Origin of the sequence: Streptococcus sp. 45, from assembly GCF_900108865.1 — a bacterium.
Taxonomy (GTDB): Bacteria; Bacillota; Bacilli; order Lactobacillales; family Streptococcaceae; genus Streptococcus; species Streptococcus ruminicola.
The window spans coordinates 1-25,494 of the sequence record NZ_FNXZ01000001.1; the positions used below are offsets into that span (position 1 = coordinate 1).

The following is a 25,494-nucleotide window of genomic DNA, read 5'->3' on the forward strand; positions in this document are numbered from 1 at the left end:
TAGAGAATGGCGATTCAGATAAATACATCGAAGATCAATCTAAGGTCAAAACTTATCTTGCAAAATACGGCATCACGGCATCTGATTTAGACAAATACTATGACGAAGTTGTGAACCAAAAAGTGTTAAAAGACTGGTGTTCTATCTACGACAGTAAGTTTTCACCTAAGGATTATGGTGACGTGACCGTTAAAACCGAGTGGGAAAATTGGTAATAAATTATTATGACAAAGAAATTAATCGGTATTCTAGTCTTGCTAGTTGCGGCCCTAGCTTTTGGCCTTCATCATTATCTTAGTCAGCCCAAGAATATTTTTGATGAGATTTATCAAGAAACTAAAAAGACATACCAAAATAATAATGTTTTAGGGAAAATTAAAGATTTTGATATTCGAGGTTCATGGCCTACTGATAATCCAGATAATAAATATATGCCTTTTGGAAAATATGAAGATTTACCAGAAGGTTATTCTGAAATTAAAGTCAATTTTAATTTTCAAAATGATGCTCAAATCACTTCTATCACTTTTGAAAAAAGTATAGCTTCAAAAGTTAGAGTGAGGATATGGAGTAAATATTCTCATAGTAAAGGCATCTTAACTAAAACAGTAAAAATTGCTCTAGAGAATGGCGATTCAGATAAATACATCGAAGATCAATCTAAGGTCAAAACTTATCTTGCAAAATATGGCATCACGGCATCTGATTTAGATAAATACTACAATGAAGTTGTGAACCAAAAAGTGTTAAAAGACTGGTGCTCTATCTACGACAGTAAGTTTTCACCTAAGGATTATGGTGACGTGACTGTCAAGACCGAGTGGGAAAATTGGTAATAAGTTATGACAAAGAAATTAATCGGTATTCTAGTATTGCTAGCTGCAGCATTAACTTTTGGCCTTCATCATTATCTTAGTCAACCCAAGAATATCTTTGATGAAATCTATCAAGAAACTAAAAAGACATACCAAAATAATAATGTTTTAGGGAAAATTAAGGATTTTGATATTCGAGGTTCATGGCCTAGCGATGATCCGAATATTTCAAAAACTCCGTTTGGTAAGTACAATGAAAAAGATTTGCCTCAAAAGTATTCTGATATTGAAATTAGTTTTAATTTTGGAGAGGGAAATAAGGGAGAAAATTTCCGCTTTGAATGGCATCCAAATTCAAAAATCACTGTTTGGTACTTATGCTTTTATAATAAAAAGAGCAAAACATTCACTAAAGAGGTTGCGATTTTTAATGAGCCAAGAAAAGCAGGTGAGTACGTTGACGACAAAATCAAAGTCAAAACTTATCTTTCAAAATATGGCATCACGGCATCTGATTTAGATAAATATTACAACGAAGTTGTGAACCAAAAAGTGTTAAAAGACTGGTGTTCTATCTATGACAGCAAGTTTTCACCTAAAGATTATGGCGATGTGACCGTCAAAACCGAGTGGGAAAATTGGTAATAAGTTATGACGAAGAAATTAATCGGTATTCTAGTCTTGCTAGTTGCGGCCCTAGCTTTTGGCCTTCATCAATATTTTAGTCAGCCAAAGAATATTTTTGATGAGATCTATCAAGAAACTAAAAAGACATACCAAAATAATAATGTTTTAGAGAAAATTAAGGATTTTGATATTCGAGGTTCATGGCCTAGTGATGATTCGAATATTTCAAAAACTCCGTTTGGAATATATAATAATCAAAAATTTACTGCTTCACATTATTATGATGTTTCTATTGATTTTAATTTTAAAAGAAAATATAAAACAGTTCTTATTTCTTTTAACAGAGAATTAGATTCAAAAGTTAGCTTATCATTCTGGAGTTTATATAGTGCTAAGGAGCAAACTTTAACTAAAACTGTAGAGATTAGGGTGAAAAGTGGCGATTCAGATAAATACATTGAAGACCAATCTAAAGTGAAGGCTTATCTTTCAAAATACGGCATCACGGCATCTGATTTAGATAAACATTACAACGAAATCGTAAACCAAAAAGTGTTGAAGGATTGGTGTTCTATCTATGATAGTAAGTTTTCACCTAAGGATTATGGTGATGTGACTGTCAAAACCGAGTGGGAGAATTGGTAGTAAATTATTATGACAAAAAAATTAATCGGTATTCTAGTCTTGCTAGTTGCGGCCCTAGCTTTTGGCCTTCATCATTATCTTAGTCAACCCAAAAATATCTTTGATGAAATGTATTTAGAAATGAAAGGAAATTATTTAGGTGAGAATGATTTCTATAAAATAAAGGATGCTGACATTAAAAATTATAAAATCATTGATAAAGACATGAATGAAACTGATAAGTTTGAACCGACTATTAGTTATCCAAATTATTATCTTGATGATTATAGCCCAAACCTACATCTATCTTTTGATTTATATCAAAATAGCAAAGGGATTCACATGTTTTTTGAGAAGTACATTAATGCAAAAGAAAGTGTTGTCTTTAATGTCTATTATTCAAAAAGAGAGAGAATATTAGATAAAACACTTCGACTGAATCTAGCTAACTCAGATAAATACATCGAAGACCAATCTAAAGTTAAGGCTTATCTTGCAAAATACGGCATCACGGCATCTGATTTAGACAAATACTACGATGAAGTTGTGAACCAAAAAGTGTTAAAAGACTGGTGTTCTATCTATGATAGTAAGTTTTCACCTAAGGATTATGGTGACGTGACTGTCAAGACCGAGTGGGAGAATTGGTAATAATCTTTGCGACTTCATCTACATGTCAAAGTGGACAATGTTCCACTTTTTTTATATAATGAAGTCAGTTGTATAACTGACTTTTAAAAACAAATCAGTTTATCTTTACAAAATACGATAAAAGAGGTGAGTTTGATGTATTATCCTGAAAAGTTAAAAAATCGTCGTTTGGAGCTTGGTTTGAAGCAGACAGAACTAGCAAAGGAGCTTGGGATTTCTAAACAGTCTTATTTTGCTTGGGAAAAAGGTACGGCAAAGCCAACAAAAGCTAACTTGGCTAAGTTAGAAGAGCTTTTGCAAGTGTCGCACGGCTATTTTTCTGAGCTTGAGATTGCGACTCTTTATAAGCAATTAACTGACCAAAATCAGGATAAAGCTTTGACTTATGTTCAAGATTTACTTGAACAGCAGCATAAGGTGGTTACTATGGTTCAAGAACCACGTTTTGCCTACAAGGTTTATGAGCGCCTGTCAGCTGGTGTTGGTGCTAATGTCTATGATGATATGGATTACGATACAGTTTATTTTGATAAAGAGTTGGCACATGATTTTGCCTCGTGGATTGATGGGGATTCTATGGAACCGACTTATCATAATGGCTCAGTAGCCCTCATTCGTGACACTGGTTTTGATTATGACGGTGCAGTTTATGCCGTTGTTTGGAATTCACAGACTTATATCAAAAAAGTTTACCGCGAGGAAAATGGCTTGCGCTTGGTATCAATTAATAAAGATTACGCCGATAAATTTGCACCATACGATGAAAATCCGCGCATTGTCGGAAAAATCGTTGGAAGTTTTATACCAATCATAGGAGGATAAGATGCGATTAAAAGATATTTTAGATTTAGATTCATATGACTTAGCTCCTGATAGCAAGGTCGAAATTTTTGATATGGATGATTTTGCGGATTCTGTCATGCATCAGCGCTTTTCAAGAGTTTATTTACCAGAAAATCAAGACAGCGAACTCTCACCATATGCCTTTTTGGTCAATGATTCTATCCTGATTACCATGGAGGCTTAGATGGGCTACTTTGATTATTCACGGGAGCCACGCGCAGACATCGCTTTTGTGGATATGAAATCATTTTATGCCAGTGTGGAATGTGTCGACCGTGGTTTGCACCCGTTAAAAACTTCGCTTTGCGTCATGAGCCGTGCTGAAAATGCCAGTGGCTTGATTTTGGCATCTTCACCGACGTTCAAGAAAGTTTTTGGCAAGTCAAATGTTAGCCGTGCTTATGATTTGCCTTTTGATGTGCACACGCGCAAGTTTTCCTATTACAATGCCAAACGTCAAGGTTTACCAACCACGCCTGAGTATGTGGCTTTCATTGAAAATTGGGCAAAGGCGACTTGGATTGTGCCACCGCGCATGGATGCTTACATTGAAAAGAATATTGAGATTCAGCATATTTTCCAGAATTACGGTAGCATTGAGGACATTTTACCTTACTCTATTGATGAAGGCTTCATTGATTTGACCTCGTCGCTGAACTATTTTATCCCTGACAAGACCCTAGGTAAGAAAGAAAAGCTGGATAAGGTTTCTGCTATGATTCAGCGAGAAATTTGGCAAAAGACAGGCATCTACTCAACGGTTGGCATGTCAAATGCCAATCCATTGCTTGCAAAGCTTGCTCTTGATAACGAAGCCAAGCACAATCAGAACATGCGTGCCAATTGGTCTTACGAGGATGTCGAGACTAAGGTTTGGGCGATTCCTAAGATGACTGACTTCTGGGGGATTGGCAGCCGTATGGAAAAGCGTCTTAATAAGCTTGGCATTTTTACTATCAAAGAACTCGCTAATTTCAATCCCGATATTCTCAAGAAAGAGCTTGGTATCGTGGGGGTCGACCTCTTCTTTCATGCTAACGGCATTGATGAAAGCAACGTTCACCAGCCCTACAAGCCTAAGTCTAAGAGCATTGGCAATTCTCAGGTTTTGCCACGCGATTATCGCAAGAAAGCTGATATCGAGTTAGTTTTTAGGGAAATGGCAGAGCAGGTTGCCATTCGCCTGAGAAGAGCCCATAAGAAAGCGACTCAAGTGTCGATTTACGTCGGCTTTTCAAAGCAAGAGAAAAAGCACCGCATTCAGGCGCAAATGAAAATAGAGCCTAGTAATAACACTAAGCAACTGACTGAGCACGTCTTAACTCTGCTGCGCAAAAAATACGATTCAGGTGCAGTCAGACATATCGCGGTATCTTATTCGGGATTAGTCGACGAATCGTACACTACGTTTTCCTTATTTGATGACATTGAAACCATAGAAAAAGAAGAAAGGCTCCAATCAGCCATTGATGCCATCCGAGACCAGTTTGGTTTTACAACCATTCAAAAGGCTAATGCTTTGCAAGAAGCCTCACGCAGCCTAGAGCGCAGCAAATTGGTCGGAGGGCATTCCGCAGGAGGATTGGATGGATTAAGTTAAGATGATTGACCGCAGTTATTTACCATTTCAAGCGGCGCGTGAGCACTACGACAGAGGCATGGAAAAATGGATGGGCTTTTTCTTATCAGAACACACCAGCTCGCTAAAAGCTGACAAAACCAAAGAACTCCTACACACCAACCTTACTAAAGACCAAAAAGCCCTTCTCCTAAGCCAACTCTACACCAGCCACCTCACTGGTGTTTTTACAACCACAAAAGACAAAGACCACAGTCAACAACTCAGAGGCAAAATCACCGAAATCACCCCACAAGAAATCACCATCAAAACAAAATCTCATTACCACCTCATCAAAACCAAGGACATCCTAGCAATCGGCGTCGAAGTCGAGGGAGTGTGAGGAGAGATAAGGAGACTACAATGACCACAAAAGAAGAAGTAGAAAGAATCGTTGATAAATATAACGAAAGCTTTTCAGAGTTATCTAACAACGGCACCGCAAAAGAATTTAAAACTGTGATGAAATACATTGCTGACGCCAACGACAATTGGTGGGGTTGGAAGACTAAGTAAATAAAACAGTGCACGCTACCTAGACATTATTGTTAGATAGAGTGCTTTTTTGTTTGATTAATCAAGATTTTTTGATTTTAAGTGATATATAAGTGATATAATAGAAAGCAACAAAACGTTTTCAGAAAAGGATTGAGATTATGCCACTCAAAGATAATATTTCACCAATAATTGAAAAGGTGAGTTATAACTCTTTCTCGGTAAAAGCTATTAAGGATAAGAACCTCTCTGAGAAAGAGGAACAATTACTTTTAGATTATCCAACGGTTTATATCATTGATGATGAACTATCTAATAAAAAACATAATTACAGTGTTTACGTCGGGGAAACCTCTGACATTAAACGTCGGACAAAACAACATTTAAATGATGAGACTCGTGAAGATTTTAAAAAATTAAAAGGGTCAACGACTTCTGAGATGTATATTATAGGTCATCGTTATTTTAATAAATCGCTGACGCTAGATATTGAAAATAAACTCCTACAATACTTATTAAGTTCAGAGTCTGTAAAAAATGTTAGTAATCGAAGAGGAAATCCTCAAAATGATTACTATACTTCTGATATGATGGATTCAATTTTTTCAAAAGTATGGCGAAAGTTACATTCGTTAAATAGTGTACTTTTCCCATTAGAATCTGTTATTCGTGATTCTGCACTATTTAAGGCTTCACCTTTTCATAAATTAACCAAAGAGCAAAATAACGCAAAAAATGAAATTATCCTTCGTATTCTTTCAATTTTAAGTCAAAATATGGAAGGAAAATTAATCTTAGTCGAGGGAGAAGCTGGGTCTGGGAAGACTGTTCTAATGAGCAGTTTGCTTTATGAATTGTTTAATTCAGACGAGCTTCCTATTGATAAAGATAAGGTGTCTGTCCATCTTTTGGTTAACCATGAGCAACAATTAACGGTTTATCAGCAATTGGCTAAGAAATTAGGATTGAAGAATAAAAATGGCGTTGATGTTGTTATGAAACCAACAAGCTTTATTAACTCACAGTCTAAAATGGATTTAAAAGCAGATATTGTTATTGTCGACGAGGCGCACTTATTATTAACTCAGGGAAAACAATCATATCGAGGAAAAAATCACTTAAAAGATTTATTGGCAAATGCCAAAGTTGTGGTAGCTGTTTTTGATGAAAATCAAATTTTGACAACTGAACAAGTTTGGGAAAGTTCTGATTTAGCAGAAATCAGATTGGATGCTCAGTGTGTGATATCGTTACGCAATCAAATGCGAATTAACGCCCAACAATCAACTATTGATTGGATTCGCAGTTTAGTAGATGAGCAAGTTATTTATCCGTTCAGAAAAGACGATAAATATGATTTTAGAGTATTTGATTCTCCACAAGAGATGTACGAAGCCATCAAAGAAAAGAACCAAGACCAAGAACATGGCATTTCACGAATGCTGGCGACTTATGATTGGAAATATAAGCAAAACGGTAAACCAGAAGACGACCAATATTGGAATGTGACAATTGGGGATTTTTCGATGCCATGGAATTTACAGTTACCAAAAGATAAAGCAACAAAAAATCTTTCTTGGGCAGAACAGAAACAAACAATTGCTGAAGTTGGTTCAACGTATACGATTCAGGGATTTGACTTGAATTATGCCGCAGTCATTATTGGACCATCAGTAAAATATCGCAATGGGAAAATCGTTTTTGATCCAAGCGCTAGCTGCAACGAAAAAGCCATTCGTAATAGAACACTGTCCGATGGAATTAAAATGAAATTTGGCGAAACATTATTAAAAAATGAACTGAATGTTTTACTAACTCGTGGCGTTAATGGCTTGTATCTATTTGCTGTTGATGAAGAATTGCAAAAAGCGTTGAAAGAGGCAAGTGAGTAAAATTAATTATTTTGAGAGGTGTAAATGAAGATTTCAGATAAAATAAAAACATTGTTTCATAAAATTAATAATACTGAACAAGATAAAGATATTGTAAATTTTGAATTCAAAAAATTAACTCCTTTAAATGATATTGATATTGATAAATCATATGTTGCTGCTATGAAGTTTGCTTTAGAGGAGGATGATATTAAGAATGTAGCCATAGCAGGAAACTATGGCTCAGGGAAAAGTAGCTTTATTGAAACTTATAAAGAGATTAATAAAAAATTTAAACCAATACATATTTCATTAGCACATTTTTCTGCTATGGATGACGGGAAAGAAAAAATTGATGTCAGTGAAGAACAAAGTCAATCAAGTAGTCAAGTTAACCTTATCGAAGGAAAGGTGATTAATCAGTTATTACATCAGATTGATTCAAAAAAAATTCCACTGACAGTATTTAAGTCAAAGAAAAATCCAGGAGGATGGGAGCACATATCTTTATCTTTGGCTATATTAGGAATTCTTTTACCAATATTATTTTTATTAAACTATAATTCTATAGTAGAGTTAGCTAAAAAATTATTTTCTATCCAACCTTCTAATACTCTGTGGCCATGGGTGACAATAATTATAATAGCGATTATGATTGTTATTGTAATCATTGATGTGTATAAGATGTCAAAATTACAACTCGAGAGGCACTTTATTAAGAATATTTCCATTCAAAGCCAAAATATTTCTGGAGATATTGAGTTATTTCAAGATGTTAGTTGCTCTTATTTCGATAAATATTTGGATGATGTGTTATATCTTTTTGATAATTGCGGAAGTAATGTTATTGTTTTTGAAGATATTGATAGGTTTGAAACAAATCTAATTTTTGAAAAACTGAGAGAAATAAATACACTTGTAAATAATAAAAGGAAAAGTGCTGATAAGATTTTATTTATTTACCTCATAAAAGACGATATGTTCACTTCGAATGATAGAACTAAGTTTTTTGATTTTATAATTCCAATGATACCTGTAATTACTTCTTCAAATTCTGTAGAAAAAATTACGGAGATATTAGCTAAAAAAAGTAATGTTAGCAAGGGACTATTGAAACAACTGTCAATTTATGTTGATGATATGCGTTTGGCTTATAATATCTACAATGAATTTATTTTATATAAGAATAATTTACTTAGTCAAGAGAAGGAAGAAAATGATAAAGAGAACAGTAACAGTAAACTCAGTTTATCAGAGGATAAACTATTTGCTATAATTGTTTATAAAAATATTTTTCCAAAAGATTTTTCGCTGTTGCAGAAAGATAAAGGATTTGTCTACCAATTATTTCATCAGATTGATAGTTTAAAACAAGAAAATTTAAAGAAAAAAGCTGAGAAAATTGAAGAACTAAAAGAAAAAATAAGTTCTGCTGAACAAGAATTCTGTGAAAATAAAATTGAATTGTACTCAATGTTCATGAAAATTCCAGAAGGAAGAGCTTGTATTTCTGTCAATGATAGATTCGAATCAGATTTTTCTAGTAGACTGGAGTTTATTCAAGAAATACTTTCAGATAACGCGAAAATTGTATCTTATGCTAGAAATCCTTATCAAAGTCTTATAAATCCTAAACAAGAAACGCTATCCTCTATTTTTCCTATAGAAGATAGCAATTTCAAAGAAAGATTGAAAAATTTAGAAAACAAAAATCATCTTGAGGAATTTGATGTTGATTTGAAATTATTACGTAAAGAGTATGAAGAAATAAAGAATGAAAAATTAGTTAAATTAATTAATCGTGATTATTTTGATGATATTATTAGTTCTGATGATGATTATGAGTATCTGGAAACGGATTTAAAAGTTTCTTTGATTCTGTATTTAATTCGAAACGGCTATCTAGATGGGAGCTACCCTAATTATATTACTTATTTTTATGCTAATAGTCTTAAAAAACAGGATCAAGAATTCATAATAGCGGTACAAGGAGAAAAGCAACTTGATCCTGATTATGATTTAGTAAATATAGGAGAAGTAAATGATCGACTTAATGATTCTGACTTTGAGAATGTGTACGCATTAAACTATGATTTATTTAGTTATATTTTATTTATAGCTGATGAGTATAGAATAAAAAGTGTCCTGTCAGAGTCTAACGTTCAGTTTATTAATGAATTCTTTCAACAGATGAAGATAGCTATAGCGGCTAAACTTAGTGCAATCCGTTATATGATTAAATTGAATCAGAACACTTTAAAACTGCTTATCTCTACCGATAATAGAAAAGAGAAATATATAATAATTGTTTTAATGTTATCATGTATAGATTTATCTACTTCCGATTTGCAGGATGATTTACAGGAGATAATCCTTGAATTCGTGAATAGCGAATGGGCAGGTATTCAAGAATTTATTGATAATTTTGAATTGCCTACTGATGAAGAAATGGTCAAAAATAATCTAGAATATATTGAAGCTAAACTTAAACAATTTCCGTTTGATAATTCTCGTAAATCAATGAGCGACTTTGTATATAATAATAACCTATATGAGATTAATTATGATAATATTTCAAAATTGGTTTTTTATCTAGGTGGGAATGATTTGTACTTCAAATTTAAAAATAGTCCAATTACAGCTATTAAAAAATATGATAAATTATCAAAATATGTAAATGATAATAAAGAACTTTACATTAGTCGAATTTTGCCATCTATGAAGAATGATTTTATATCCGATGATTTAGAAGACAGTTATGACATTTTAAATTGTAATAATTTATCTTTAGAGGCGAGAAAAATATATTTGGATAAAATCCCAAATTATACTCTTAATAGTGATAGGATATTCTCAGATACGTTCGAGTTTGTTTTAGAATCTAAAAAAATAAAATGCGATACTAAAAATATTATAGATTCCTTTTATCGATATGGCAGATGGTTTCCAGATTTGGTAACTTTTGTAAATACTTCAGAAGATTTTGATTTTAAAAAAGAAGTTTTTGATGGATACGAAAATGATCAAAAGGAATTCTTTTTTAGAGACACTGCAAATTGTAACGGCTTAGAAAATGATAGATATGAGGAAATACTATCTAAAATAGAAATGCAGTTTTCTAAACTAGAATCAGAACTAGTGATAGAAAATATCTCTGAAGATAAGATGTCAATACTGATTAAAACTAAATCTATTTCAGAAAAATTCAATTTGAGTACATTAGAGTTTTTAAGGGCAAATTATCCGAATCACGTTATACAATATCTAAAAACGTATATTGAAAGCTATCTTGAATTTGATGATAATCAAGATGTTGAAGATAATTACGGGGATATTTATCACGAAAGTGAATTGTTAGAACTTTTGGAAGAAAATATTTCGGAGGAAAATAAGAAGAAGGTCATTGATCATTTTGATAACGGAGTAAGTATCTCAAATAAATCATATAGCCTAACTATAACGAATTATATTTTAGAAAATAAATTTGATGAAAGTGATTTAGAATATCTTTTAGCGAATTATGATAATTTGGACGAGCCTACTAAACGAATCACAGAAAGTATTTTTTCAGAGTGGTATGAAACAGTATTAACTGAAAAGTATCCAATAAACAAACATTTACTATATGCAGCATTAAATAACGAAGAAGTAAATGTTGAGAAAAGAAAATTGATTTTATCTGAATTTTTATCTGAATTTACTGATTCTGAAGTTGTTGATTTACTTAAAGTTGTTGGATTAGATACAATAATTATTGCCATTAGCGGAAATGGTAAAAGACCTAGGATTCAAAAAACGTATTATAATAAAAAAATTCTTGATTATTTAGATAAAAATAACAAAATTTCTACATATAGCGAACATGGTGAATACTATCAAATAAATTCATATAAGAACAGCTGATTTTCTCCACACTCATAAAAATTTCAAACAAGTATTGTTCTCTGAAAATCATCTATACAGCTCCGCCATTTTCCAAAAGAAATAATACCGTGACTAAAAACTTCCTTGATTTTATGCTAAAATAGAGCTAAGTTATTTAGAACAGAACGGGAGTAGAGGTTATGGTTCCAGCGTATATTAGAATTCATGATGCGTTAAAGAAAAAGATTGACGATGGTTTTTGGGAGATTGGTCAGCGTTTGCCGAGTGAGCGTGATTTGGCAGATGACTATGAGGTGAGTCGTATGACGCTTCGTCAGGCGATTACGCTTTTGGTGGAAGAAGGGATTCTTGAGCGTCGTGTGGGTAGTGGGACTTACGTGGCTAGCCATCGTGTGCAAGAGAAGATGCGCGGGACAACAAGTTTCACAGAGATTGTGCGTTCGCAAGGCAAGACCCCGTCATCTCAGGTGGTTTCTTATCAGCGTAAGCCTGCTAATGAGACTGAGATTCAGCAGTTGCAACTGAAGCCTAGCGATTATGTGGTTCGCATGGAGCGCGTGCGTTATGCGGATAATATGCCGCTTGTTTTTGAGGTGGCGTCAATCCCAGAGAAGTTGATTCGTGAGTTTAAGCGTGAGGACATCACGGAGCATTTTTTCCAGACTTTGACGGATAATGGCTATGAGATTGGTAAGAGTCAGCAAACCATTTATGCCAAAAATGCGAGTGAGCGCGTGGCTAATTATCTTAAAGTGCCTAAAAATCATGCGGTGCTTGCCTTGACTCAGGTGTCATATTTCTCAGATGGACGTCCATTCGAGTATGTTCACAGTCAGTATGTTGGCGACCGCTTCGAATTTTATTTGGAGAATAATTAAAATCAATAGGACAGCACATCATAGTGTTGCCCTATTTTTAGCGATATTTCTGGTATCGTTTACAAAAAATATCAAAATAAGTCTTATTAACCAATTCTGACTATTAAATTCAGTCAAAATATGGTAAAATGAGGATTATGGAAATTGAAAAAACCAATCGTATGAATGTTCTGTTTGAGTTCTATGCAGCTTTGCTGACAGACAAGCAGATGAATTATATTGAACTTTATTATGCGGATGATTACAGCTTGGCTGAGATTGCTGAGGAATTCGGCGTTAGTCGTCAAGCGGTCTATGATAACATCAAGCGAACAGAAAAGATTTTAGAAGCTTATGAGATGAAATTGCACATGTATTCTGATTACATTGTTCGCAGTCAGATTTTTGATGATATTTTAGACAAATATCCTGATGATGAATTTTTGAAAGAAAAAATCGCTATTTTGAGTAGCATTGATAACCGTGACTAGGTTGATTTGAAAACTAGCGAGATTTGCTAAGATAATAGAGATATGAGGTAGGAGAATTATATTATGGCTTTTGAAAGTTTAACAGAACGCCTTCAAGGGGTTTTTAAAAATATTCGTGGAAAGAAAAAACTCTCTGAAAAGGATGTTCAAGAAGTAACCAAAGAGATTCGTCTTGCTTTGCTTGAAGCTGACGTTGCTCTTCCAGTTGTTAAGACTTTCATCAAACGTGTGCGCGAACGTGCGGTTGGTCACGAAATCATTGATACCCTTGACCCAACACAACAAATCGTAAAAATCGTTAACGAAGAATTAACAGAAATCCTTGGTTCTGAAACAGCTGAACTTGAAAAATCACCTAAAATTCCAACAATCATTATGATGGTCGGTCTTCAAGGTGCTGGTAAAACAACATTTGCTGGTAAATTGGCTAACAAGCTGATCAAAGAAGAAAATGCTCGTCCAATGATGATTGCTGCCGATATCTATCGTCCAGCAGCCATTGATCAGTTGAAAACACTTGGTAGCCAAATCAATGTTCCTGTCTTTGATATGGGTACTGACCATTCAGCCGTTGAAATCGTGACAAATGGTTTGGCACAAGCCAAAGAAAACCACAACGATTACGTTATCATCGATACGGCTGGTCGTTTGCAAATTGATGAAAAACTCATGGAAGAACTCCGTGATGTTAAAGCTCTTGCGAAACCAAATGAAATTCTTTTGGTTGTTGATAGCATGATTGGTCAAGAAGCTGCCAATGTCGCTGATGAATTCAACAAACAATTGGATATCACAGGGGTTGTCTTGACTAAGATTGATGGTGATACTCGTGGTGGTGCAGCACTTTCAATTCGTGAAATCACTGGTAAACCAATCAAATTCACTGGTACTGGTGAAAAAATCACTGATATTGAGACATTCCACCCAGATCGTATGTCAAGCCGTATCCTTGGTATGGGTGACCTGCTTACATTGATTGAAAAAGCCAGTCAAGAATACGATGAAAAACGTTCAATGGAACTCGCAGAAAAAATGCGTGAAAATACCTTTGATTTCAACGATTTCATCGAACAACTTGACCAAGTTCAAAATATGGGGCCGATGGAAGACTTGATTAAAATGATTCCTGGTATGGCTAACAACCCAGCTCTTAAGAACTTCAAGGTTGATGAAAAAGCTGTCGCTCGTAAACGTGCCATCGTGTCATCAATGACACCAGAAGAACGTGAAAATCCTGACTTGCTTAACCCAAGCCGTCGCCGTCGTATTGCAGCTGGTTCAGGAAACAGCTTTGTCGAAGTTAACAAATTCATCAAAGATTTCAACCAAGCTAAACAAATGATGCAAGGTGTTATGTCTGGTGACATGGAAAAAATGATGAAGAAAATGGGTATCAACCCAAATAACCTTCCTAAAAATATGCCAAACGGCATGGACATGTCATCACTTGAAGGCATGATGGGCGGAAACGGAATGCCAGACCTTTCAGCACTTGGCGGTGGAGATATGGACCTTAGCCAAATGATGGGTGGCGGATTCAAAGGTAAAATCGGTGAATTTGCCATGAAACAATCAATGAAGCGCATGGCAAACAAAATGAAAAAAGCTAAGAAAAAACGTAATAAAAAATAAAGCTTAATAGCAAAAGGTCGCGGAATTCCGCGGCTTTTTTGGTTTGTTTCTGAAAACTGTTTCAATTTATGATATAATGATTAGAAAAAAATCGGTTAAATTTTGGGAGAGATTTATGAAGATTAAGATGAGCGAGGTCATAGAACAACGTGATAGCCTCAAAAGCTCGATTAGTAAGACCAAGAGTCAACTTTCAAGTGCCAAGAAAAAGCTAAAGAGCGCTGCAAATTCTGATGCTCTAAAAGGTGACGTCAAAGACGCTATTGATAATAAAATCACTAACTACCAAGTGCCTTTGTTGACCAATTATGTGAACAGTTTGGAAGTTATTTCGCAGGGCTATGACAATCTTATCAGTACTTTTAAGAGTATTGTCAGCGAAAACAGTGACAGTGCCATTATCGACACAGATGTTCTTCAACAAATGGTGGATAAGTTTGATTCACCGCTAGAGCAATTAAAGACTAGCTCAGATGCTATTAACAAGGCTATTGATGAAGTCGCAGACATTGTCACGCTGACCAAGGTGACAACAGACGATGCCGTCTCAGAATTCAAAGGTGCCAAAAAAGTCCTTACCAATACCATCAAGGATATGGGGATTTTTAATAACACTGTCTTTACAAGCGAAGCTACTGATATTTTAGATGAGCAGAACACGCAAATTAGTAGTTTGTCAGACCTAGGCAGCAGCTCATATACAAGTAAGAAAGCCAAGAACTTTTACAAGAAAACAGACTTCAAGACAGAAGTTAAAGAAACTAATCTGGTCATCAATGATAAGAATAGAAAAGCTAGACTTAAGAGTGATTTAGCCAAAGAACTTCAAGTTTCAAAATATAGCGGTTATATGAACTTATCAGGTGCAATGGCACTTGAGGCAGCTATGCCAATTGCCCTAACTTGGAAAAAAGGTGCTAAGATTAATAAAACCTTATCTAAACCAGGTGGTCCGAGTGAAAAAGACTTAGAAAGTATTGGTGTAGGGATTAAGAAAAATAAAGAAATTCTCTTATATGATAACCTGTATGGTTATGCCAAATGTACTTTTGAAAGCTCAGCATCAATCAAAGGAAAGGTTGCTTTTACTTTTAATAACTCTGGGCTAAATAGCGTAAAATCAGGTGATACTAATTTAAAAAACGGTGAAATAACCTTACCAGTTTCTGGGTCAGCTATAGAAAATTATCCATCATACGATGTTACTGCAACTTCTAAGGGAATCGCTGGTGTATCAGGCAGTATCGGAAATGAAAAGTCTAAGACAACATATGGTGTTAAGTATATCAATGGCGCTCTGGCAGCCTATACCAGCAATGAATCAAACTTCACCTTACCTCAAGAAAATAGAAACGGAGTCCCTAACCTAAAAGAAAAAGTCACTTTCGAACAAGGACAATATCTGAGAGATGGTGGGGATGGACCACATTTAACTAAGTATGATTATTGGGTGGAAAAGGGGAATCTTGAATCAGCTGGTGAGATAATGAAACGTGAAGCAACCAAAAGTTTGGAGATTGGTGTTATGGCTGTTGCAACAGTGGCTGTTGGAGCGTTTGTAGTATCCACATTTGGTATCGGTGGTCTAGCAGTTGGAGGTTTAGCTGGAGGGGCGCTAGGACTTGGGTTAAGTGTTAATCATAAGGAGAAAAAGAATGAAGAATAAATTTCAAGAGTGGATAGTTAGACAAAAAGTAGAGTTAGTTTTTAATTTACCAAAAATTAATTTTATTTTATTGATGATACCAATTTTATGGTGTATTTATCAATTTTTACAAGAGCAAAAAGATAGTATGAAAATATTATTATTGATAGTGATTTCCATTTTAGCATTATGGGGGATTTTTATTAATAATTTAATAAGGAAATCTGTCTACTTAATGCTATATGAAAAAATTGATTTACAAAAATTTGTAAACTATTTTAGCTATGCCTACTCCCATACGCCTGTAGGTCAGAGAAAAAAGATAAATTGTTATTGCCTGTTTAGTAAAGCACAAGTAGCTTTTTTACGTGGTAACTTTGAAGAATCATTGCAATTACTAACTCAATTAAAAAACAATGAGGTATTTTCATCAAGCAGTGAGACTCTTAAAGAAAATCAATTATACTACGAATTTTTAAATTATTGTAAATTATCTCAGTTTGAAAATGCTGAAATTCTTTTAGATAAGCTACCTAAAGAGTATAAAGAAAGTTCAAAATTTATTTTGAAAGTTTTAAAAGGCAACGTAAGCGACTATGTTTTTGAGTCTGAACCACGTACAAAGTTAGTGAAGATTGGGAGATGTTATTACCAAGCACTTAATTTTTTAAATGCTGACAATAAGCCCGCTGCCAAAGCAAAATTCCAAGAAATTGCCAATGAAAATCCGGAGCTTTTCTATGTTCGTGAGGCTAAGAAATATTTGGAGGAGTTAGATAATGAATAGAGAGCATTTGCCAATTGGGACTGTCGTTCGTGTAATGTTCTATAATATTTCAAAAAAATATCAAAAATGTCGACTGAGAATATTCAAAATTATCAGTTTCGTATAAAACTGTTCATGTTTTTGCTTATAAATATTTATGTTATTGGTGCTATATTTTTGCTTAGTAAGGAGATGATATTTGCGTTTTTGGGGATTAACTATTGCGATGATTGCTTCTATAACCCTTTATGTATTAATAGCTGCTGCTTTAATAAAGGGAGTTTACATGATTTTAACTGATGCCTTATTTCCAGAGCGTTATCTTAAAGCATTAGATGAAATTTCATCATACAAACATCAAGAAAAATAAAGAAATTCTCTTATATGATAATCTGTATGGTTACGCAAAATATACTTTTGAAACGTCAGTTTCCAACAAAGGAAAAGTTGCCTTTACTTTTAGTCAATCAGGATTGGATAGTGTGACATCTGGAAATACCACTTTAACTAAAAAAGGTGAACTAAATTTACCAGTTTCTGGTTCTGCTTTAGAAGGACATCCATCATATGATGTTAGTGCTAATGCTAAGGGGGTTAGCGGCATATCAGGAAGCATCGGAAATGATAAATCAAAAACAACCTATGGTGTTAAGTATATTAATGGGGCATTAGCTGCTTACACAAGTAACCAATCGAATTTCGCATTGCCACAACAAGCCACAAACGATGTAGCGACCCTAAAAGAAAAAGTCACTTTCGAACAAGGCCAATACCTGAGAGATGGTGGGGGAAAAACGAGAGGTCCAGAGTGGTCGGATATAAAGACTTCTTTTTCTAATGCTACGGATACAACAGTAAAAACTGCAAAAAGTACAGGTGACTTTGTTTGGAATCATTTTGGTGAAATTGCAGTTGGAATACTTGTTGGTGCTGTGATTGGTGCAGGTATTATTTTAGCTTCACCTGAATTACTTGTAGGTGGAGCAATAAGTTTGGTTATAGAGAATAATGAGGTTTCAAATAATGAAAGATAAGTATGTACAGAAGTTAAGCAAAAAGAGTGGAAAAGAAATTGTTGTTGGTATCAAAAAAATGCAGTATTTTTTGTTTGCATTATTAATAATACTAGCACTTGTAGGAATTTATTGGTATAGCATAACACTAAATAGTGATAATAAAAATTTTACAAATATTATTTTTATATTTATGATTATGATTGCTTTCCTTATTTTTGCCTTTTTTCTTTGCTTTAGTAGGATTTTATCATCTATTATTGACTTTGTTTTTTATGAACAGATTGATTTTGAAAAATATTTAGAAATATTGGATATTTTATATAAAATAGAGAAAAATAAAAAGATAAAAAAAGAATATTTTCAAATTAATCGATTTGGTATGGGACAAGTAGAATATTTTTCTGGGAACTTTGAAAAAAGTTTACATATTCTCGAGAGAATCGATCTTTCTAAGGTGACATTAAGGCATCGCGATTTTTATCAGAATAGTATTCTTTATTTTAAATGTCTCAACTATATAATGTTAAAAGATGTTAAAAAAGTTGAAGAGATGCATCAATCACTTAGAACTAATTCTAGAGAAAACTCTGTACAAAATATTTTGGAAATTATAAAAGGTAATGTGAGCGGCTATGATTTTGATTCTGAGTCATGTACAAAGTTGGCGAGTATCGGAAGTTATTATTACCAAGCACTTAATTATTTAAATGCTAATGATAAATCCTCTGCCAAAGAAAACTTCCAAAAAATCGCAAATGAAAATCCAGAACTTTTCTATGTTCGTGAGGCTAAGAAGTATTTGGAGGAATTAGATAATAAATAGAGAACATTTACCGATTGGGACTGTCGTTCGTGTAATGTTCAATAATATTTCAAAAAAAATATCAAAAATGTCGACTGAGAATATTCAAAACTATCAGTTTCGTATAAAACTGTTAATGTTTTTACTTACAATTATTTATATTATCGGTACGTTTTTTCTGCTTAGTAAGGACATGATGTTTGTTTTTTGGCTATTAACTATCGCAATGGTAACATTTATATTTTTTTATCCATTTATAGCTGCTGCTATAACAAAAGGAGTTTACATGATTTTAACTGATGCCTTATTTCCAGAGCCTTATCTTAAAGCATTAGATGAAATTTCATCATACAAATATCAAGGAAGATAAAGAAATTCTCTTATATGATAACCTGTATGGTTGCCAAATGTACTTTTGAAAGCTCAGTATCAAGCAAGGAAAAAGGTTGATTTTACTTTTAATCGTTCAGGTTTGAACAATATTAAGTCAGGAGATACTAAGCTGAAAAAGGAGGATTAACCTTACCAGTTTCTGGGTCAGCTATAGAGAATTATCCATCATATGATGTTACTGCAACTTCTAAGGGGATCGCTGGTGTATCAGGCAGTATCGGAAATGAAAAGTCTAAGACAACATATGGTGTTAAGTATATCAATGGCGCTCTGGCAGCCTATACCAGCAATGAATCAAACTTCACCTTACCTCAAGAAAATAGAAACGGAGTCCCTAACCTAAAAGAAAAAGCCACTTTTGAACAAGGACAATACCTAAGAGATGGTGGGGGAAAAACGAGGGGACCAGAATGGTCGGATATAGGTGAAGGTTTACTCAATGTTGGAAAAGCAACTTTTGAAGTTGGAAAGTATGTTGCTGCAGGTACGGTTATTGTTGGAGGTGTCGCTTTGGGAGGTTATGTAGCATTTCAAAGTTTTGGAACTGCTGGTGCTGTTGGTTATGGAATAGCAGTATCATCTATAGTCCTTGCAGAACAAATTATAGATGACAAAGAAGATAAAGGAGGAATTTAATGTCATTACCTAATATAGATAATATCTCAAATGAAGAACTTTACTTTAAGCCTAAAAAGAGATTTTTATTTTTTTCCCCTTTTTTGATTTTGCTTCTTGGTTTCGTTATAATCAGTATTTTAAAAAATCATTTTCAATTAACAGTGTTGTCTACGCTTGTTGCAATTATTTATTTTGGTTTACTATTTTATCTTTTTAAGGAAAATCAAAAGGATAAACAATTAATCGAGGATATTTTATATCAAAATCTTGATATAAAAAGATATCTTTCATACTTAGATTATGTTTTACAAAGACAAAAAAATAAAGAGAAGAATGTTTATTTGAATAATCGAATAATTGTTGATTTTTATAAAGGAAATTTTGAAGCTGCTTGCTTGGCGTTTGGTAATGAATCGATATCTTCAAAAAATAAGAACTCGCCTGAAAATAGTTTATTAGTTCAAAAATACTATCATATTTTGAGTGCAATTCATTCCTTTAAGGATGACAACTATATTAATCAGCTATTTTTAGAGTTTGAAAATATTAGTTTAAAAAATAATAAGAATAAAAAGCTTAAGGAAGTTCTTTTACAAAATTGTTCTGAAATACGTCAGTTAATCATTTTAAATAAAAATCTATCAGAAATCTCAAAAATGAAATCTAGTAAAAAATTGATTCAATTGATGTTTGATTACTATGAAGGAAGAAATCAGCTTATTAAAGAAAATAAATTTGCTGCCAAAGAAAACTTCCAAAAAATCGCAAATGAGAATCCAGAACTTTTCTACGTTCGTGAGGCTAAGAAATATTTGGAGGAATTAGATAATGAATAGAGAGCATTTGCCAATTGGGACTGTCGTTCGTGTGAATGGTGGTTCGCAGAGTTTAATGATTACGACACTTTTTCCTGTCACTGAAAAAGGTGGAAAAAAAGGTTATTTTGATTTTGGAGCAGTGCCTCTTCCTTTAGGAGTGGTTAATCAGGATTTAGCTTTTTTCAACAAAGAAGATATTGATAAAGTTCTCTTTTTGGGCTATGTTGATGTGTCATTTCAGCAATTGATCGCTAATTACGATGAACTCATTTCAAATATTCAATATCCTAAATTTACAGTTGAAGATTACAAAAAGTAAAATCATACAAAAACACGAGTTAACTCGTGTTTTTTACTTTAGTTTTTCAGCATCTATCTTTGCTTCACAGAATTTATTGAGGCAATCATGGCAGGGATGTTTATCTTTGTTGGGTGTAGTTTGTTTTTTGATATCATGCGGGTAAACACCGATATACTTTTTAAATAGGCTAGCAAAGCGGCTGTGAGAGGTATAGCCGACCGCAATAGCCACTTCCTTAATTTCTAGTTGGGTTGTCATTAATAAGTGCTCTGCTAGCGCCATACGACGTCGTTGGATGTATTCGGTAATTGTCATATGATACTTGGTCTTAAAGGCTGTTTTGAGCTTGGTTTTACTCATCATAGCAATTTTAGCCAGTAAATCTTGTGGAATTGTTGCCATCAGATGATCATTGATATAATGGCGGACATTATCCAAAGCGAGGCTATCTTCTTGACTCATTTCTTGTTCATCTTGTGCGGCATAATAGTTATTAATAATGACGCTTAGCCATTCTTTAGCCTTGATTTCATAGAAAAGTTCGCTGGCAGAAGATCCCAACTTATAGTGTAAAATATCATCAGCGATTTTTCCAAGTCCTGCTCCCAGAAAGTGATTGGCTTCTTTGAAAATATGACATAAATCATCAGGGTTTAATTGGTAGCGTCCGACAAGGCAGTCATCGATGATTTTTTGTTTAAAGTCAAAGCAAACGGCTTGAAAATTAGTGTGCTCATGTAGTAAAGTCTGAAGAATTTGATGTTGATTGCAAATCACAAAGCTATCGTTACTTGAGAGTTGCTGGTAAGGTGGCAAGATTTCACCATTAGCAGAAATGACATGGGCTGAAAAGAGGGCAGTATCAGGAAAAGCCGACAAATCGCAACAATAGATAGTTTCCTTTTTTAGAGTAAAATCAAAAATACTAACTCGGAAGTATTCAGTCTCATAGGTCCAATAAAATCCTTCTAAATCATCACATGACAAGTAATAGCTTTGACCGTGTGGAGCAAAGCGGCTGCAATTAGGGAGTAAAATAGCTTTTTGCTTGATGTTATCATTGAAAAAGATGGCTGACATGAAATCTCCTTTTTAAAATAACACGATTGGACGAATAGCACAATTCGCCAATATTGCTGAATATGCATTGAATACATAATTATTACATGCTAGAATGTATGTCAAATCCATTATAATGTTTAAATGCCTATTTATCAATATTTTGGATAAAAATAAGAAGGAGCTCATATGATTAAGGTTTATAAAAAGTTATTTTCTTATGTGCCTGAGTTTAAGTATTTGGCTTATCTTGCTATTTTGCTAGCAGCTTTGTCAACTGTTTTTACGATTGGTGCTTTTTATGACATGTATCTCTTTTTAAACCATCTAATTGTTCAGAATAATGCGACAAATATTGCCCATTATGCTAAAACGGTTGTTGGTTTTATGATGACTGGGATTGGTATTTACCTCATTTCAGGGCTATTAACCCACATAGTAGCTTTTCGTTTGGAAACTAATCTTAGAAAAAAAGGGATTGATGCTTTAAGTCAATCAAATTTTGCTTATTTTGATACTCATACATCAGGATACATTCGTAAAACCATTGATGATAATGCTGCAGAAACACATACGATTGTTGCTCATTTGATTCCTGATAATACAACAAGTGTCATGACTTTGCTATTACTGGTCCTTGCAACTTTTGCAGTTAATGTTTATCTGGGACTTGCTTTAATTCTGTTAGCAGTCGTTGCTTTGTTGCAGATTAAACAGATGATGGGAAACGCTGAGTTCATGGATGCTTATATGAAAGCTTTGGAAAAAATGAATAGTGAAACCGTTGAATATGTTCGCGGGATGCAAGTTATCAAGATTTTCAAAACTTCTGTACAATCCTTTAAAGCTCTTTATACAGCTATTAAATCTTATTCAGATTATGCTCTCAATTATAGCTTTTCTTGTCGTACAGCCTTCATTATCTTTCAAGTAATGTTTGCGACTTACGCAACTTTGATTGTGCCAATTTACTTATATTTCGTACCGCAATCACAACAATTAGCTCTGCTACCAAAATTTATTTTCTTCTATTTTGCGGTTGGTTTGCTTTATGTTACCTTTATGAGAATCATGTATGTTTTCATGTATCAGTATAAAGGAAGTGTCTCAGCAGAAAAGATTGAAACTTTGTACAATGATATGACCAGCCATCGTGTAGCTCTTGGAGATGAAGAACTTCTTGAAAATGGTAATATCATCTTTGATCACGTAAGTTTTGGTTATGAAGATCAAAAAGTTATTGACAATCTATCATTTGAATTGGAAGAAAACAAGGTCTATGCCTTTGTTGGAAGTAGTGGTAGTGGGAAATCAACAATTGCCAAATTGATTGCTGGACATTATCGAGTTGATAGCGGAAGTATCAAATTAGGTGGAAAACCCATTGAATCCTATAGTCAGGATGCTTTGATGAGACAGATTGCATTTGTCTTTCAACAATCAAAACTTTTTAAAATGTCTATTTTTGACAATGTCAAAATCGGTAATCCAAATGTAAGCGATGAAGAGGTTATGAAAGCCTTGGAATTAGCCTCATGTGAAGAAATCCTTGATAAATTCCCTGAACGTGAACAAACGATGATTGGTTCCAAAGGTGTTTATCTTTCAGGTGGTGAAAAACAACGCATTGCTATCGCACGCGCCATTCTAAAAGATGCAAAAATTGTTATTTTAGATGAAGCATCAGCTTCTACAGACGTTAATAACGAATACCAAATCCAAAAAGCTTTTGCTAATTTGATTGCTCATAAAACGGTTATTATCATTGCACACCGTTTGTCATCAATTAAAGGTGTTGATGATATTTTAGTGATTGATAAAGGTCAAATTATCGAACGTGGTAACAGTAATGAATTACTGGAAAAAGGTGGTAAATATAAAGCCTTTAGCGATCTTTATGCATCAGCAAATGAATGGAGGGTGTCATGAAAAAGAAAATACAAGAACTTTTTGCCTTGACAGAACACGGTGCAAGTCGTTTATTATATGCTTGCGTCACGGGATTATTTGTATCAGCAGCGGAATTAACACCGATTATCTTGATGATGTACTACATCAAGCATATCTTGGCACAGGAAACTCTTTCTTTTTGGACAGTTATTCTAGGTTTAGTTTTAGTTGCTGCAGTGACTTATGGCTTTTTCTACATCGATTATAATGCGACTTATACGGCTACTTATCAAGAAAGTGCTGATCTTCGGATCGATATTGCTGATACTTTACAAAAAATGCCTTTATCGTATTTCTCACAACGTGATTTGACAGATTTGTCACAAACCTTGATGAGTGATGTGGAACGTCTTGAACATGCTCTTAGCCATGCAATTTCTAAAACGATTGGCTTTGTCCTTTACTTTATTTTATTAACGATTACGCTTTTTTTCATCAATCTTCCTTTAGCTTTGTGTATTTTTGTCCCCATTTTTCTAGCTTTTTTAGCACTTATTTTGTCAAAAAATATGCAAAAAAGAGCTGTTAAGAAATACTGGAAACAGCTCCGCGAAAACTCTGATAGCTTCCAAGAAGCTATTGAATTACAGGAAGAAATAAAAGCTTACAATTTAAGACAAACCATCCATGATAAGCTTTATCAGCAAATGGAAAAAAGTGAAAAAATCCATATTATTTCTGAAGTTCTTCAAGGTATTCCAATTAATATATCCAACTCAATTATCAGATTGACAATCGGATTGGTGATTTTGGTTGGAACAAATCTTTATTTCCAAGGTCAAGTGAGTCTTCTGGTTTTGCTGATGTTTATTCTACTTGCTATCAAAGTTTCTGACAGTACTGAAAACATTGTTTTAAATGTCGGTGAAATTCTCTACATTGACTCAGCTGTTAAAAATATTAAAGAACTTCGTGCAGTCAAACAACAAAGTGGACAAGATGTTACTCTCAAGCATTTTGACATCGAACTCAAAAATGTTGGCTTTGCTTATAAAGATGGACAAAAGATCATCGACGGTGTATCTTTTGTTGCCAAACAAAATGAAATCACAGCACTTGTCGGACCATCAGGATGTGGTAAAACAACCCTATTAAGACTTTTATCTCGCTTGTATGATTATCAAGAAGGTCAAATCACTATTGACGGCAAGAACATCCAAGACATTAGCACCAATAGTTTATTTGATAACATCTCAATTGTCTTTCAAGACGTTACGTTGTTTGATAATACGATTTTGGAAAATATTCGCCTTGGTCGACCAGATGCAACAGATGAAGAAGTAAAAGAAGCTGCTCGTCTGGCAAATTGTCAACATTTTGTTGAAAAATTACCAGAAGGTTATGAAACAAGAATTGGTGAAAATGGTGCAAAATTATCTGGCGGAGAACGTCAACGTATATCTATTGCACGTGCCATTTTGAAACAGGCACCAATTGTTATCCTTGATGAAATCACTTCATCACTCGATATTGAAAATGAAAAGTTGATTCAAGATAGTTTAAATTATTTATTACAAGGTAAAACCGTCATTATCATTTCACATCGCCTCAAATCAATTGAAAATGCAGATAAGATTGTTGTGATGAAAGATGGTCAGGTTGATGGTATTGGTAAGCATCGTGATTTGCTTGAAAAATCAGCTGTTTACCGTGATCTCATTGAAACATCGCAAAAAATTGAAGAGTTCAAATATCAAAAGAATGCTTAGGAGAAAAA

At 33.9% G+C, this 25,494-nt stretch carries 27 protein-coding genes; 26 read left to right on the forward strand and 1 reads right to left on the reverse strand.

Going from position 1 to position 25,494, the window contains the following annotated elements; translation table 11 throughout:
• The 24 genes from BMX18_RS00005 to BMX18_RS00105 all read left to right on the forward strand — a co-directional run.
• The coding region (locus BMX18_RS00005) for a TipC family immunity protein (RefSeq protein WP_180366615.1) at positions 1 to 215 on the forward strand (215 nt) is incomplete at its 5' end.
• Between the two features lie 9 nt (positions 216 to 224).
• Positions 225 to 836: a TipC family immunity protein gene (locus BMX18_RS00010; protein WP_093814465.1), complete on the forward strand. Its 612-nt coding sequence runs from the start codon at positions 225 to 227 to the stop codon at positions 834 to 836.
• Positions 837 to 842: 6 nt separating this feature from the next.
• Complete coding sequence (locus BMX18_RS00015; RefSeq protein ID WP_074868697.1) at positions 843 to 1,460, forward strand: TipC family immunity protein; 618 nt, start codon at positions 843 to 845, stop codon at positions 1,458 to 1,460.
• A gap of 6 nt (positions 1,461 to 1,466) precedes the next feature.
• Entirely contained in the window at positions 1,467 to 2,087 is a 621-nt protein-coding gene (locus BMX18_RS00020) for a TipC family immunity protein (RefSeq protein ID WP_093814467.1), read from the forward strand.
• A gap of 9 nt (positions 2,088 to 2,096) precedes the next feature.
• Positions 2,097 to 2,717 carry a TipC family immunity protein gene (locus tag BMX18_RS00025; RefSeq protein WP_093814469.1) on the forward strand — a complete coding sequence of 207 codons (621 nt, stop codon included), beginning with the start codon at positions 2,097 to 2,099 and terminating at the stop codon, positions 2,715 to 2,717.
• A gap of 135 nt (positions 2,718 to 2,852) precedes the next feature.
• Positions 2,853 to 3,539 (forward strand): LexA family transcriptional regulator, encoded by a 687-nt coding sequence (locus BMX18_RS00030; protein WP_093814471.1) that lies wholly within the window; start codon positions 2,853 to 2,855, stop codon positions 3,537 to 3,539.
• Between the two features lies 1 nt (position 3,540).
• Positions 3,541 to 3,744 (forward strand): hypothetical protein, encoded by a 204-nt coding sequence (locus BMX18_RS00035; protein ID WP_074560101.1) that lies wholly within the window; start codon positions 3,541 to 3,543, stop codon positions 3,742 to 3,744.
• Positions 3,745 to 5,160, forward strand: coding sequence for a Y-family DNA polymerase (locus tag BMX18_RS00040; protein ID WP_093814473.1), 1,416 nt, complete (start codon positions 3,745 to 3,747; stop codon positions 5,158 to 5,160). It begins immediately after the preceding gene.
• Between the two features lies 1 nt (position 5,161).
• Positions 5,162 to 5,521, forward strand: coding sequence for a hypothetical protein (locus tag BMX18_RS00045; protein WP_074964671.1), 360 nt, complete (start codon positions 5,162 to 5,164; stop codon positions 5,519 to 5,521).
• Between the two features lie 20 nt (positions 5,522 to 5,541).
• A complete protein-coding gene (locus BMX18_RS09315) occupies positions 5,542 to 5,694 on the forward strand; it encodes a hypothetical protein (protein WP_180366614.1) in 153 nt (50 codons plus the stop codon).
• Between the two features lie 140 nt (positions 5,695 to 5,834).
• The gene (locus BMX18_RS00050; RefSeq protein WP_093814475.1) at positions 5,835 to 7,565 is read left to right on the forward strand and encodes a DUF2075 domain-containing protein; all 1,731 of its coding nucleotides are present in this window, start codon (positions 5,835 to 5,837) and stop codon (positions 7,563 to 7,565) included.
• A gap of 24 nt (positions 7,566 to 7,589) precedes the next feature.
• Complete coding sequence (locus BMX18_RS00055; protein WP_093814477.1) at positions 7,590 to 11,447, forward strand: YobI family P-loop NTPase; 3,858 nt, start codon at positions 7,590 to 7,592, stop codon at positions 11,445 to 11,447.
• Between the two features lie 161 nt (positions 11,448 to 11,608).
• Positions 11,609 to 12,307 carry a GntR family transcriptional regulator gene (locus BMX18_RS00060; protein ID WP_093814479.1) on the forward strand — a complete coding sequence of 233 codons (699 nt, stop codon included), beginning with the start codon at positions 11,609 to 11,611 and terminating at the stop codon, positions 12,305 to 12,307.
• A 137-nt stretch (positions 12,308 to 12,444) separates the two neighbouring features.
• The gene (locus tag BMX18_RS00065; protein WP_093814481.1) at positions 12,445 to 12,777 is read left to right on the forward strand and encodes a putative DNA-binding protein; all 333 of its coding nucleotides are present in this window, start codon (positions 12,445 to 12,447) and stop codon (positions 12,775 to 12,777) included.
• Positions 12,778 to 12,840: 63 nt separating this feature from the next.
• Positions 12,841 to 14,409, forward strand: coding sequence for a signal recognition particle protein (gene ffh / locus BMX18_RS00070; RefSeq protein WP_074867479.1), 1,569 nt, complete (start codon positions 12,841 to 12,843; stop codon positions 14,407 to 14,409).
• Between the two features lie 115 nt (positions 14,410 to 14,524).
• On the forward strand, positions 14,525 to 16,075 hold the full coding sequence (locus BMX18_RS09430; protein ID WP_257609151.1) for a T7SS effector LXG polymorphic toxin: 1,551 nt from the start codon (positions 14,525 to 14,527) through the stop codon (positions 16,073 to 16,075).
• The gene (locus BMX18_RS00080) at positions 16,065 to 16,841 is read left to right on the forward strand and encodes an outer membrane protein assembly factor BamD (protein WP_093814483.1); all 777 of its coding nucleotides are present in this window, start codon (positions 16,065 to 16,067) and stop codon (positions 16,839 to 16,841) included. Before BMX18_RS09430 ends, BMX18_RS00080 begins: the two co-directional genes overlap by 11 nt.
• A 178-nt stretch (positions 16,842 to 17,019) precedes the next feature.
• Entirely contained in the window at positions 17,020 to 17,190 is a 171-nt protein-coding gene (locus tag BMX18_RS09320) for a hypothetical protein (protein ID WP_159427428.1), read from the forward strand.
• Entirely contained in the window at positions 17,156 to 17,854 is a 699-nt protein-coding gene (locus BMX18_RS00085; RefSeq protein ID WP_074482225.1) for a hypothetical protein, read from the forward strand. The genes BMX18_RS09320 and BMX18_RS00085 overlap by 35 nt, the downstream gene beginning before the upstream one ends.
• Positions 17,844 to 18,659 (forward strand): tetratricopeptide repeat protein, encoded by an 816-nt coding sequence (locus BMX18_RS00090; RefSeq protein ID WP_074867481.1) that lies wholly within the window; start codon positions 17,844 to 17,846, stop codon positions 18,657 to 18,659. Before BMX18_RS00085 ends, BMX18_RS00090 begins: the two co-directional genes overlap by 11 nt.
• A 115-nt stretch (positions 18,660 to 18,774) precedes the next feature.
• Positions 18,775 to 19,008 (forward strand): hypothetical protein, encoded by a 234-nt coding sequence (locus BMX18_RS00095; RefSeq protein WP_142350380.1) that lies wholly within the window; start codon positions 18,775 to 18,777, stop codon positions 19,006 to 19,008.
• Positions 19,009 to 19,541: 533 nt separating this feature from the next.
• Complete coding sequence (locus BMX18_RS09435; protein WP_257609152.1) at positions 19,542 to 19,667, forward strand: hypothetical protein; 126 nt, start codon at positions 19,542 to 19,544, stop codon at positions 19,665 to 19,667.
• On the forward strand, positions 19,667 to 20,485 hold the full coding sequence (locus BMX18_RS00100) for a hypothetical protein (RefSeq protein WP_074482994.1): 819 nt from the start codon (positions 19,667 to 19,669) through the stop codon (positions 20,483 to 20,485). The genes BMX18_RS09435 and BMX18_RS00100 overlap by 1 nt, the downstream gene beginning before the upstream one ends.
• On the forward strand, positions 20,478 to 20,786 hold the full coding sequence (locus BMX18_RS00105; protein WP_093814487.1) for a DUF4176 domain-containing protein: 309 nt from the start codon (positions 20,478 to 20,480) through the stop codon (positions 20,784 to 20,786). The genes BMX18_RS00100 and BMX18_RS00105 overlap by 8 nt, the downstream gene beginning before the upstream one ends.
• Before the next feature lie 33 nt (positions 20,787 to 20,819).
• On the opposite strand, the gene BMX18_RS00110 is transcribed toward BMX18_RS00105, so the two are convergent.
• Positions 20,820 to 21,848 (reverse strand): helix-turn-helix transcriptional regulator, encoded by a 1,029-nt coding sequence (locus tag BMX18_RS00110; RefSeq protein ID WP_093814489.1) that lies wholly within the window; start codon positions 21,846 to 21,848, stop codon positions 20,820 to 20,822.
• Positions 21,849 to 22,019: 171 nt separating this feature from the next.
• Between BMX18_RS00110 and BMX18_RS00115 the strand changes: the two genes are divergently transcribed.
• Together BMX18_RS00115 and BMX18_RS00120 are read left to right on the forward strand one after the other, a co-directional pair.
• Positions 22,020 to 23,756 (forward strand): ABC transporter ATP-binding protein, encoded by a 1,737-nt coding sequence (locus tag BMX18_RS00115; protein WP_200769641.1) that lies wholly within the window; start codon positions 22,020 to 22,022, stop codon positions 23,754 to 23,756.
• Entirely contained in the window at positions 23,753 to 25,486 is a 1,734-nt protein-coding gene (locus BMX18_RS00120) for an ABC transporter ATP-binding protein (protein ID WP_093814491.1), read from the forward strand. Before BMX18_RS00115 ends, BMX18_RS00120 begins: the two co-directional genes overlap by 4 nt.
• Positions 25,487 to 25,494 lie beyond the last annotated feature (8 nt).